An 11,779-nucleotide genomic window follows, 5' to 3' on the forward strand; every position below is an offset into this window, starting at 1 on the left:
CTACCGTGACGGTGAGAGCGAGGTCCCCCCACCGGGCGTCTGATGCCGCTCTCCCGGCGCGCCCCGCTGCACGGCGCCGCCACCTCCTTCAGCCCGTCCCCGGGGCGCACGGTCGCGGCCTCGGACGCCGCGGTCGTCGCCGTCCTCGCCGCACTGGGCGTCGCCGCCGCCACGCCGGGCGCCATCCGCACGGCGCTCACGGCGCGCGAGACGGAGCTACGGGAGCGACTGCTCCCACCGACACTGGTGAGCTGGAGCGGCGCGCCGACGGCCGCCGGGAGCGACGACGGCTCCGGGGCGCGCGAATCCGCCCCGGGGGCGGACGACAACGGGCGCGCACCGGACGACAACGGGCGCACGCCGGACGAAGACGGGCGCACGCCGGACAAGAACCGGCCCGCGCCGGACGAGAACCGGCCCGAGGCGGACGAGGATGCGCCCGCACTGGGCCGATCGGCGTCCGCGGCCGGTGGTTCCGCTTCCGCCGGTGCTGCGCCCGCGCAGGCGGGCCAGGACCCGGCCGCCCCTCCCGGCTTCCCGGGAGACTCCTCGCTCGCCTCCGCACTCGCCGCGCTGCCCGCCGGGACCCGGTTGCGGATCCGTACCGAGCAGGGCGAGACGCGTGCCTCCGCCGAGCAACTGCCGCTCGGTGTCCATGAGCTGGAGGCCACCGCTCCCGACGGACGGACCGCCCGCGCCCATCTCGTCGTCGCGCCGACCCGGCTGCCCGCGGCACCGGGGCGTACGTACGGGCTGCTCGTGCAGGTCTACTCGCTGCTGTCCCGGCGCTCCTGGGGCATGGGCGACCTCGGGGACCTCGCCGAGCTGACGGCCTGGGCCGGGCGGGCGCTCGGCGCCGGATTCGTACAGGTCAACCCGATGCACGCGGCCGTGCCCGGCGCACCCACCGACCCCTCCCCGTACCGGCCATCCTCCCGCCGCTACCCCGACCCCGTGTACCTGCGCGTCGAGGACGTCCCCGAGTTCGCGTACGCCGGCGAGCGGGACCGCGACCGCGTCCGTACGCTCCTGGAGCGGGCCGAGCGGCAGCGCGAATCCGTGCTGGACAAGGGCGCGTTGATCGACCGCGACGCCGTGTGGGAGCTGAAGCGCGAGGCCCTGGAGCTCGTACGGGACGTGCCGCTCGGGCCCGGACGGCGCGCCGCCTACTGCGACTTCCTCGCCGAGGAGGGCGAGGCGCTGGAGGACCACGCCACCTGGTGCGCGCTCGCCGAGGTGTACGGCTCCGACTGGCAGAAGTGGCCGGCCCCCCTGCGCGACCCCCGCTCGGCCGAAACCGCCCGCGCCCGGGGCGAGTTGATGGACCGCGTCGACTTCCACAGCCGCCTCGCCTGGCTGACGGACGCCCAGCTCGCCACCGCCCAGCGCAGCGCGCGCGACGCGGGCATGGGCGTGGGGCTCGTGCACGACCTCGCGGTGGGCGTCCACCCCGGCGGCGCCGACGCCTGGGCGCAGCAGGAGTACTTCGCGGCGGGCATGTCGGTCGGCGCGCCCCCGGACGCGTTCAGCGTGCAGGGCCAGGACTGGGGGCTGCCGCCGTGGCGCCCGGACCGCCTCGCCGAGTCCGGCTACGCCCCCTACCGCCGCCTCCTGCGCGCCCTCTTCCGCTACGCCGGTGCCCTCCGTATCGACCACGTCATGGGCCTCTTCCGCCTCTGGTGGATCCCGCAGGGCCGCCCGGCCACCGAGGGAACGTACGTCCGTTACGACGCCGAGGCCATGCTCGCGATTCTCGCGCTGGAGGCGTACCGCGCCGGGGCACTGGTGATCGGCGAGGACCTCGGCACCGTCGAGCCGGGCGTCCGGGAGAAACTCCACGAACACGGCGTACTCGGCACATCCGTGCTGTGGTTCGAACGCGACTGGGACGGTACGGGCCTGCCGTTGCCCCCCGAAAACTGGCGCGCCGACTGCCTCGCCACCGCCACCACCCACGACCTGCCGCCCACCGCGTCCCGGCTCACCGGCGACCATGTCGAACTCCGCGACCGGCTGGGCCTGTTGACCCGCCCCGTGGAGGAGGAACGGGCCGAGGCGGCCACCGACGTGGGGGAGTGGCTGGCGCTGCTCGCCCGGCTCGGACTGCTCCAAGGGGCGGCCGGCGGGCAGTCGGAGGACTCCGAGGAGGCGCAGATCCAGGCCCTGCACCGGTTCCTGCTGCGCACCCCCGCCCGCATGATCGGCGTCTGGCTCCCGGACACCGTCGGCGACCGCCGCCCGCAGAACCTGCCCGGCACCTGGGACCAGTACCCCAACTGGCGCCTGCCCGTCGCCGACGCCGAGGGCCGCCCCGTCACCCTGGAGGAACTCGCCGCCTCACCCCGGCTGCACGCCCTCATCGACGTGGTGCGCGCGGGCCGGGCGGTGGGGGGTGGATGCGGGCCGGGCGGGGGAGTCTCCGGACCGGACCCGGCGGAATCCGCGCCGGACGCCGCGGAATCCGGGCCGGGCTCGGGAGGCGCTTCGCCTCGTACGGCACCCCCGGGCGCGCGGCCGGATTAGGTGTTCGCTACGTTTGCACCGTGGACAAGAAGAACGCCCTGCGCGCCGGCGCCCTGGCTGCCGGTACGACGCTGATGATGCTGCTGATGTCGTCCCCCGCGCTCGCGGTGACGCCTGACGACGGCGACGACCCCGGTCCGGGCCTGAGCGTCATCGAGACGCTGGGGCTCTTTGTCGTGGCGCCGATCGGGCTGTTCCTGCTGATCGCCGGTCTGGTCTGGGTCCTCGACGGGTCGACGGACCGTCGCCCGAAGTCGAAGGGCAAGGGCAGGACGAAGGCGGCCGTGAAGGCCTCCTGACCTCGGCCCGCTCCAGCCGCTGAGGCTTGCTGCAGCCACTGAGGCTTTCTGTTTCGAGGGCACCGCCCTCGCGTACGTACGGCAGTCGTCGTACGTGCACGAGGACGGTGCCCTCGACGTGTTCCCGGCCAGGTGCCGAGTGCGGGGTGCCGGCGTCGCCGCCGCGGTCCGCGCCCGGCGGCCTCAGTGGGAGGGGCCCGGGTGCGGGGCCGTCAGATAGCGCTGGACGGTCGGCGCCAGCCAGGCCACGATCTCCTCGCGGGACAGGTCCACGGCGGGCGGCAGGCGCAGGACGTACCGGGTCAGCGCCATGCCCAGCATCTGTGACGCCACGAGCGCGGCGCGGGCCGGGACCTGCTCGGGGTCGGGGCAGACGCGCAGGGCCACCGGCACCAACTGCTCCTTGAAGATGCCCTGCATGCGCTCGGCCCCGGCGGCGTTGGTGACGCCGACCCGGAGCAACGCCGTGAGCACCTCGTTCTTCTCCCACAGCGCCACGAAGTGCTCGACGAAGATCCGGCCGGCCTCCTCCTTCGGCACCTTCTCCGGCACCGGCAGCCGCAGATCGATGTCGACGGCCGCCGCGAAGAGGCCCTCCTTGTTGCCGTAGTAGCGCATCACCATCGACGGGTCGATCTTCGCGTCGCGGGCGATGGCGCGGATGGTCGCGCGCTCGTATCCGTCGGCGGCGAAGCGTTCGCGTGCGGCGGTGAGGATCGTGGCGCGGGTGGCGTCGGAGCGGCGGGCGGGCTGCGCGTTCTGTGCCGGTGGGGAGGGCTGCGCGTGTTGGGTGGGGGAGTCGGTGTCGGTCATGCCAACAAGCGTAGGCCAACAGCTGTTGACGGGCCAGGGGTGTCGCCCTATGGTGGCAAACGGGCGTTGGCCTACAAGCGTTGGCCTACGAGTGTTGGCAACCGGATCGCCCGGTGTTGGCCAACAGCCCTTGACCAACAGCCGTTGGCACCAGGAGGCCGCCATGAACGTCACGTCTGACCAGACCGACAAGAACGGCACACCCGGGACCCCTGCCGCTTCCCGCGAGGTCATCGTCGTCGGCGCGGGCCCCACCGGTCTGCTGCTGGCCGGCGACCTCGCCACCGCCGGCATCCCCGTCACCCTCGTCGAGAAGCGCCCGCACAGGACCAGCAACCTCTCCCGCGCGTTCGTCCTGCACGCCCGCACGTTGGAGCAGCTCGACGCCCGAGGCCTCGCCGACGAGCTGGAGAGCAAGGGCCGGAAACTCGACCGGCTCCGGCTCTTCTCCCGCCTGACCGTCGACCTGACGACCCTCCCCTCACGCTTCAACCACCTGCTCGTGCTGCCGCAGTACGAGGTGGAGCGGGCGCTGGAGCGGCGGGCGGTGGAGGCCGGGGTGCGGTTCGCGTACGAGACCGAGGTGACCGGGCTGGTCCAGGACGCGGACGGGGTGACCCTCAGGGTGCGCACGGCCGCCGGGGCCGAGGGTGCCGGAAGGGGACCGGACGAGCTGCGGGCCGCGTACGTCGTCGGGACGGACGGGATGCGCAGTGCCGTGCGGGAGGCGGTGGGTCTGCCGTTCCCCGGGCGCTCGGCGATCCGTTCCGTCGTCCTCGCCGATGTCCGTCTCGCCGAGGAGCCGGAGACGCTGCTGACCGTGAACGCGGTCGGGGACGCGTTCGCGTTCCTCGCGCCCTTCGGGGACGGCTACTACCGGGTGATCGGCTGGGACCGCCGGCGCAACGTCGCCGACGACGCGCCCCTCGACCTCGACGAGGTCAAGGAGATCACCCGGCTCGCCCTCGGCCGCGACTACGGCATGCACGACGCCCGCTGGATGTCCCGCTTCCACAGCGACGAGCGACAGGCTCCGGCGTACCGGGTCGGCCGGGTCTTCCTGGCCGGGGACGCCGCGCACGTCCACACCCCGGCCGGCGGCCAGGGCATGAACACCGGCCTCCAGGACGCCGCCAACCTGAGCTGGAAGCTGGCGGCGACACTCAACGGTCACGCCCACGCCGACCTGTTGGACACCTACCAGTCCGAACGCCACCCCGTCGGCAAGTCCGTCCTCCGCAGCAGCGGCGGACTCGTCCGGCTCGCGATGGCCAACCGGCCCTGGACGCTCACGGCCCGCACCCTGCTCACCACGTTCCTGGACCACGCCCGCCCGGCCCGCACCCGCATGATCGGCCAGATCACCGGCATCGGCTACTCCTACCCGTCCCCACGCGGTGCCCACCCCCTGGTCGGCAAGCGCGTCCCGGACGTGACCCTTCGCGACGGCCGCCTGTACGAGGCACTGCGAGGCGGCAGGTTCGTACTCATCACCCCGCCCGACGCACCCGCGCTCCCCGCCCTCGACACCCGCAAGGACCGCCTAACCGTGGCCGGTTGGGCAAGCGACCGCCGAACAACCCTCCTGATCCGCCCGGACGGCTACGCGGCCTGGGCAGCGGAGGAGCCGACCGCCGAGGAGACCGAGGCGGCACTGGCGGCGACGGTGGGGCAGGGCTGACCACCCCCGCCACCCCCGCCCCGCAAGGGGCGCGGGGAACTGCGCGCTCAGCCACATCCGACCCGCAGCCGGCAACAAACGGGAACCCCCTCCCCGGCGAGTCGGCTAGCGACTCGTCCGGCCCGTGCCCGCCAGCAACTGGCGCAGCAGGTCGGCCAGTTGGTCGGCCTGGTTCTCGTCGAGGGAGGAGAGTGCCTCCGTCTGGACGGCGAGACCGGCGCCGACCGCCTCGTCGACGAGCGTCAACCCCTTGTCCGTGAGGGTCACTTGGAGGGCGCGGCGGTCGTGGGGGTCGGGGGATCTGCGGAGCAGGCCGGCCCGTTCCAGTTTGTCGAGGCGGCCGGTCATGCCGCCCGTGGTGAGCATCAGTGTTGCCGAGAGCTGGCGGGGGGAGAGGGCGTACGGGGCGCCGGACCGTCGGAGAGTGGCGAGTACGTCGAACTCGCCGCGCGAGATGCCGAGCCGCGCGTACGTCTTCTCCATCCGGTCGCCCATCGCCCGCGAGAGCCGGAAGACGCGGCCGAAGACCTCCATGGCGGCCGTGTCCAGGTCGGGCCGGACGGCGGCCCACTGGTCGATGATCGCGTCGACGGGGTCAGCGGGGGTCCTGGCGGCCTTGGATGTGCTCATGGGGCGAGTATCCGCACCGTGTCACTCGGCTGCAAGAAGGTGGCTTGACGGTAAGTAGCTTAACGCTAAGCTACTTACCGTCAAGCCATATCGGAGTCATCTCCCCGAGCCACCTCCCTCATGGAGCCGGTCATGAACCGCAGCACCGTCATCGCGCTCACCGCCCTGGCCCCCGTCTCCTGGGGCAGCACCTACGCCGTCACCACGGAGTTCCTGCCGGCCGACCGCCCGCTGTTCACCGGCCTGATGCGTGCCCTGCCCGCCGGGCTCGTCCTGCTCGCCCTCGCCCGCACGCTGCCCCGCGGTGTCTGGTGGTGGAAGGCGGCGGCCCTCGGCGCGCTGAACATCGGCGCCTTCTTCCCGCTCCTCTTCCTCTCCGCGTACCGGCTGCCGGGCGGTATGGCGGCCGTCGTCGGTTCCGTCGGCCCGCTCTTCGTCGTCGGCCTCGCGGCGGCCCTGCTCGGCGAACGCCCGACCCTCCGTACGCTCCTCACCGGCATCGCGGCTGCCCTCGGTGTGAGCCTGGTCGTACTGAAGGCGGCCGGTGCGCTGGACGCCGTGGGTGTGCTGGCCGCCCTCGCCGCGACCGCGTCGATGTCCGCGGGCACCGTGCTGACGAAGCGGTGGGGGCGTCCCGAGGGGGTCGGCCCGCTGGCCCTCACCGGCTGGCAACTGACCGCGGGCGGGCTGCTGATAGCTCCCGTCGCACTGCTCGTGGAGGGCACGCCGCCCGCGCTCGACGGCCGGGCGGTCGGCGGCTACCTCTATCTGGCGCTGGCCAACACGGCGGTCGCGTACTGGCTCTGGTTCCGCGGCATCGGCCGGCTCACCGCCACCCAGGTCACCTTCCTCGGCCCGCTCTCCCCGCTCACGGCGGCCGTCATCGGCTGGGCGGCACTCGGCCAGGCGCTGGGCCCCGTGCAGCTGGCGGGCATGGCCCTGGCCTTCGGCGCGACGGTGTTCGGCCAGCTCGGGGCGCGCCCTGCGCATGCAGCCCAATCGCTCGGTTCACCTGAAAGGAATGATCGAAAAGATTCGATGGACGTGACAGTTCCGGCGCTGGGACGGTAGATCCACATCGACCGAGTTCCCGGCGACGGGACGACGGGAAGAGAGGCGTGGGACAAACCGTGGGAGCCCTGGCCGCCCCGACGACCCGTACGAGCAGTACGCCGGACGCGAACCGAACAAAGGGAACCGGTCCCGGCCTGGGGCTCGGCTCGCTCACCCCTACCCTCCCCCACTCTCGGCTTCGCTCGAGCGGGGGGACCCCCATCGTCCCTTTCGGGGGCCGGCCCCCGAACCCCCGCTCCTCAAACGCCGGAGGGGCTGAATACTTCGCGGCCCGGGTCGACATGCTCAGCCGTCCGGCGTTTGAGGACGAGGCCGTTCAGGCCGATGCGGGGGTCTGGGGGCGCAGCCCCCAGGGGACGGGAAGGCTAAGGGCGGCCGGGGCGAAAACGCACCCGGCATATTCGCATAAGTTGATCGCCGTCGCCGCCGCCCCAAGGGCCCCTTGACACCCTGACCCGGCACATCGAGCCTTGACGGGGCGCGCTCCCCGGACCGCCGGAACCGCCTGTTCGAGACGCTCAACGGCCGTATCGAGGTGAGGAGTTGGCGTGAGGGCAGAGGGCGCCCGGAGCCGGGGAAACCCGTATCCCACCGTCGACGAGCTGGCGCGGCGCGCGCGGGCGATGGTCGCGGAGCGGCCCGGGACGTTGCGTCTGCGCACCGTCGGAACGTCCCGCGCGGGCCGGCCCCTGTGGCTGCTCTCCGCGGGCCACGGCGAGCACCAGATACTGACCGTGGCCGGTGCCCACGCCAACGAACCGGTCGGCGGTGCCTCGTCCCTCACGCTCGCCGAGGACTTCGTACGCGACCCGCGCGTTCTGGACGAACTCGGCTGCACCTGGCACTTCCTGCTCTGTCTGGACCCGGACGGCACGACCCTCGGTGAGCGCCGGTTCGCCGAACACCCGGCCTCCGCACCGACCTTGGACGGCTACTACCGCGGCTTCTACCGGCCCGCGTTCATCAGCCAGCCCGAGTTCCCGCCCGTGGAGACGGACCCGCACACCGTGATGCCCGAGTCCCGCGCGCTGACCCGGCTCATCGACGAGCTGCGGCCCGTGGTCCAGTTCTCCCTGCACGGCGTCGAAGTAGGAGGATCGTTCCTGCAGTTGACCCGTCCCATACCGGGAGCACCGCGTGCCTTCCGTTCCGTGGCGGCGGAGCTCGGTATCCCGCTGGAGTACCGGCCGTTCGACGGCATGGGCTGGTTCGTCGACAGCCCCGGCGTGCTCGTCCTGCCCGACGGCAGCCCCGCCGACGAACGCGACCCCTCCGGCTACACCTCCCAGGCGACCTGGATGTACGCGATGCGGCACGGGACCGTCTCGGCCGTCGTCGAGGCGCCCTTCTGGAGCGTGGCGGGCGTCAGCGATCCGAGCCCCGTCACTCGGCCGCAGCGGGAGATCTCCCGGGCCGCCGAGATCCTGCTCAGCCGCGCCAAGCAGCTGGAGAAGGTGCTCGGCGCGCTCGCCGACCGGCCGCCCGCGGACGAGCGCCGGCTGCCGTTCCACACCGCCGCGCGCGAACTCATGGACATCGGCCCCGGCGTGGTGGACACCTGGAACACCCACGACGCGCATGGCCTCGGCGACGCCGAACTCGCCACCACCGTCGGCAACTCCGTCTCCCTCGGCATCGCCGCCCGCCGCATCCCCCTGCGCGCCGCCGCGATGATGCGCAGCGCCCTCGACGAACCGCCCGAGGCCCTCGACACCCTCGTCCGCGACTGGAGCCAGGAGCTGGAGACCACCTTCGTCGCGCGCTGGGTGCCGGTGCACCGGCAGACCGCACTGCACATCCGCACGATGCTGCACCTGACCCGGCAGCTCGTGAGTGCATGACACCCGTCAGTGCGGGAGCACATGAAAAGGGCGCCCGGCACAGCACACGCCGGGCGCCCCGATCACGTATCCACGTACGGCCTACCGCGTGGTCGCCGCCGCGTCCGCCGCCTGGGCCCTGAGCGCGCGCTCGATGCCCGCGCGGGACTCCGAGATCAGCCGGCGCAGCGCCGGGCCGGGCTCGGCCGAGGCCAGCCACTCGTCCGTCTTGCGGAGGGTCTCCTCGGAGACCTGGACCGACGGGTAGAGCCCGACCACGATCTGCTGGGCCATCTCGTGCGAGCGCGAGTCCCAGACGTCCTTGACCGCCGCGAAGTACTTGTCCGTGTACGGGGCGAGCAGCTCGCGCTGGCCGGTCTGGACGAAGCCGCCGATCACGGCCTCCTGCAGCGAGTTCGGCAGCTTGTCGGACTCGACGACCGACTCCCAGGCCTCCGCCTTCGCCTCCTCGGTCGGGCGGGCGGAACGGGCGGTCGCCGCGTGACGCTCACCGGCGGCCGTCTTGTCGCGCTCGTACTCGCCCGCGATCTCCGCCTCGTCGAACCGGCCCACCGCCGCGAGCTGCTGCACGAACGCCCAGCGCAGCTCGGTGTCGACGGCCAGCCCCTCGATGGCCTCCCGGCCGTCGAGCAGGCCCTCCAGGAGGTCCAGCTGCTCCGGCGTACGGGCCGTCGCCGCGAAGGCGCGCGCCCAGGCCAGCTGGTGGTCGCTGCCGGCCGCGGCGGACTTCAGGTGGGCCAGCGTGGCGTCCGTCCAGCGGGTCAGCAGTGCCTCGCGCGCGGTCGGGTCTGCGTACAGCTCGATCGCCAGCTTCACCTGCCGGTGCAGCGACTGCACGACGCCGATGTCCGACTCCTTGCCGATGCCGGACAGGACGAGGGACAGGTAGTCGCGGGTCGCCAGCTCGGCGTCGCGCGTCATGTCCCAGGCCGAGGCCCAGCACAGGGCGCGCGGCAGGGACGACTCGAAGTCGCCGAGGTGCTCGGTGACGAAGGCCAGGGACTGCTCGTCGAGACGGACCTTCGCGTACGAGAGGTCGTCGTCGTTGAGGAGGATCACCGCCGGGCGGCGCCTGCCCACCAGCTCGGGCACGGCGGTCAGTTCGCCGTCGACGTCCAGCTCGATGCGGCCGTTCTCGTCGTCCCGCAGCAGCTTGCCGCTGCTGTCGTCGAGGTCGTACAGGCCGACGGCGATGCGGTGCGGACGCAGCGTCGACTCGCCCTTGGCGCCCGCGGGCAGGGCGGGAGCCTCCTGGCGGATGGCGAAGGCGGTGATGACGCCGTCCGCGTCCGTCTCGATCTCGGGCCGCAGGACGTTGATGCCGGCCGTCTCCAGCCACGCCTTCGACCAGGTCTTCAGGTCCCGGCCGGAGGTCTCCTCCAGAGCGCCCAGCAGGTCGGACAGGCGCGTGTTGCCGAACGCGTGCCGCTTGAAGTAGGCCTGCACGCCCTGGAAGAACTCGTCCTCACCGACGTAGGCGACGAGCTGCTTGAGGACGCTCGCGCCCTTGGCGTACGTGATGCCGTCGAAGTTGACCAGCACGTCGTCGAGGTCGTTGATCTCGGCCATGATCGGGTGCGTGGACGGCAGTTGGTCCTGCCGGTACGCCCAGGTCTTCATGGAGTTGGCGAACGTGGTCCAGGAGTGCGGCCAGCGCGACTGGGGGGCGTACGCCTGGCACGCGGCCTCGGCGTAGGTGGCGAACGACTCGTTCAGCCACAGGTCGTTCCACCACTCCATGGTGACCAGGTCGCCGAACCACATGTGCGCCAGCTCGTGCAGGATCGTGGCGGCCCGCACCTCGTACGCGGCGTCCGTGACCTTCGAGCGGAACACGTACTGGTCGCGGATGGTGACCGCGCCCGCGTTCTCCATCGCGCCCGCGTTGAACTCCGGCACGAACAGCTGGTCGTACTTCTTGAACGGGTAGGCGTAGTCGAACTTCTCCTGGAACCACTCGAAGCCCTGCCGTGTCACCTCGAAGATCGCGTCCGAGTCGAGGAACTCGGCGAGCGAGGGCCGGCAGTAGATCCCGAGCGGGACCGACTGACCGTCCTTCTCGTACACGCTGTGCACCGAGTGGTACGGGCCCAGGATGAGCGCCGTGATGTACGTGGAGATGCGCGGCGTCGGCTCGAAGACCCAGATGTCGTCCTTGGGCTCCGGCGTCGGCGAGTTGGAGATGACGGTCCAGCCGGTGGGCGCCTTCACGGTGAACTGGAAGGTGGCCTTGAGGTCCGGCTGCTCGAAGCTCGCGAAGACCCGGCGGGCGTCCGGGACCTCGAACTGCGTGTAGAGATAGGCCTGCTGGTCGACCGGGTCGACGAACCGGTGCAGGCCCTCACCGGTGTTGGTGTACGCGCAGTCGGCGACGACCCGCAGGATGTTGCGGCCCTCCAGGATGCCGGGCAGCGCGATCCGTGAGTCCTTGAAGACCTCGGCCGGGTCGAGGGAGTCGCCGTTGAGGGTGACTTCGTGGACGGCCGGGGCCACCAGGTCGATGAACGACTCGGCGCCGGTCTCGGCCGAGTCGAAGCGCACGGTGGTCACGGACCGGTAGGTGCCTCCCTCGCCCTGCGCGCCGGAGAGGTCGAGATCGATCTCGTACGAGTCAACGGTGAGCAGCTTCGCCCGCTGCTGCGCCTCTTCGCGGGTCAGGTTTGTGCCAGGCACGCGGTCATCTCCTCGTTAAGTGTGGGTTGCGCCATCCTTCCACGGCTGATGCGGGGAATGCGATGTCCGTTTCCCGCCGGTGGAAGGGGTGTGGGAGCGGGAGCCTGGATGGCATGACGACATATACCGCGCGGCCGATCGAGCCGGGTGTACTGAAGGAACTCCGTGACGTCGATGACGCCGGGCGGGCGTGTGTTCCGTTCGTGGAGGGGGAGGGCGGGAGTCCGCTGCGGTGCTGTTTGCGG

At 72.1% G+C, this 11,779-nt stretch carries 8 protein-coding genes and 1 pseudogene; 6 read left to right on the forward strand and 3 right to left on the reverse strand.

All coding sequences use genetic code 11. The annotated features are described in order from the left end of the window. Positions 1 to 42 precede the first annotated feature (42 nt). Positions 43 to 2,523 carry a 4-alpha-glucanotransferase gene (malQ, locus tag O3Q52_RS37480; protein ID WP_269653070.1) on the forward strand — a complete coding sequence of 827 codons (2,481 nt, stop codon included), beginning with the start codon at positions 43 to 45 and terminating at the stop codon, positions 2,521 to 2,523. Between the two features lie 20 nt (positions 2,524 to 2,543). After that, entirely contained in the window at positions 2,544 to 2,822 is a 279-nt protein-coding gene (locus O3Q52_RS37485) for a hypothetical protein (protein ID WP_269653071.1), read from the forward strand. A gap of 183 nt (positions 2,823 to 3,005) precedes the next feature. Here O3Q52_RS37485 and O3Q52_RS37490 read toward each other — a convergent pair whose 3' ends face one another. Beyond that, positions 3,006 to 3,635, reverse strand: a complete 630-nt coding sequence (locus O3Q52_RS37490; protein ID WP_269653072.1) for a TetR family transcriptional regulator — start codon at positions 3,633 to 3,635, stop codon at positions 3,006 to 3,008. A 163-nt stretch (positions 3,636 to 3,798) separates the two neighbouring features. Here O3Q52_RS37490 and O3Q52_RS37495 point away from each other — a divergent pair, with 163 nt between their 5' ends. Beyond that, positions 3,799 to 5,316, forward strand: a complete 1,518-nt coding sequence (locus O3Q52_RS37495) for an FAD-dependent monooxygenase (protein WP_269653073.1) — start codon at positions 3,799 to 3,801, stop codon at positions 5,314 to 5,316. A 105-nt stretch (positions 5,317 to 5,421) separates the two neighbouring features. Here the strand turns inward: O3Q52_RS37495 and O3Q52_RS37500 are convergent, their stop codons facing one another. After that, positions 5,422 to 5,946, reverse strand: coding sequence for a MarR family winged helix-turn-helix transcriptional regulator (locus O3Q52_RS37500; protein ID WP_269653074.1), 525 nt, complete (start codon positions 5,944 to 5,946; stop codon positions 5,422 to 5,424). A gap of 132 nt (positions 5,947 to 6,078) precedes the next feature. Between O3Q52_RS37500 and O3Q52_RS37505 the strand changes: the two genes are divergently transcribed. Further along, complete coding sequence (locus O3Q52_RS37505; protein WP_269653075.1) at positions 6,079 to 7,017, forward strand: EamA family transporter; 939 nt, start codon at positions 6,079 to 6,081, stop codon at positions 7,015 to 7,017. A gap of 551 nt (positions 7,018 to 7,568) precedes the next feature. Further along, on the forward strand, positions 7,569 to 8,861 hold the full coding sequence (locus tag O3Q52_RS37510) for a M14 family zinc carboxypeptidase (RefSeq protein WP_269653076.1): 1,293 nt from the start codon (positions 7,569 to 7,571) through the stop codon (positions 8,859 to 8,861). Positions 8,862 to 8,942: 81 nt separating this feature from the next. Here O3Q52_RS37510 and pepN read toward each other — a convergent pair whose 3' ends face one another. Continuing rightward, positions 8,943 to 11,534 (reverse strand): aminopeptidase N, encoded by a 2,592-nt coding sequence (gene pepN / locus O3Q52_RS37515; protein ID WP_269653077.1) that lies wholly within the window; start codon positions 11,532 to 11,534, stop codon positions 8,943 to 8,945. 113 nt (positions 11,535 to 11,647) lie between these two features. On the opposite strand from pepN, the pseudogene O3Q52_RS37520 reads away from it, so the two are divergent. Then, positions 11,648 to 11,779, forward strand: a pseudogene (locus O3Q52_RS37520) (DUF1203 domain-containing protein); the annotation flags it as partial.

It is taken from the genome of Streptomyces sp. ActVer (genome assembly GCF_027270795.1).
Lineage (GTDB): Bacteria > Actinomycetota > Actinomycetes > Streptomycetales > Streptomycetaceae > Streptomyces > Streptomyces umbrinus_A.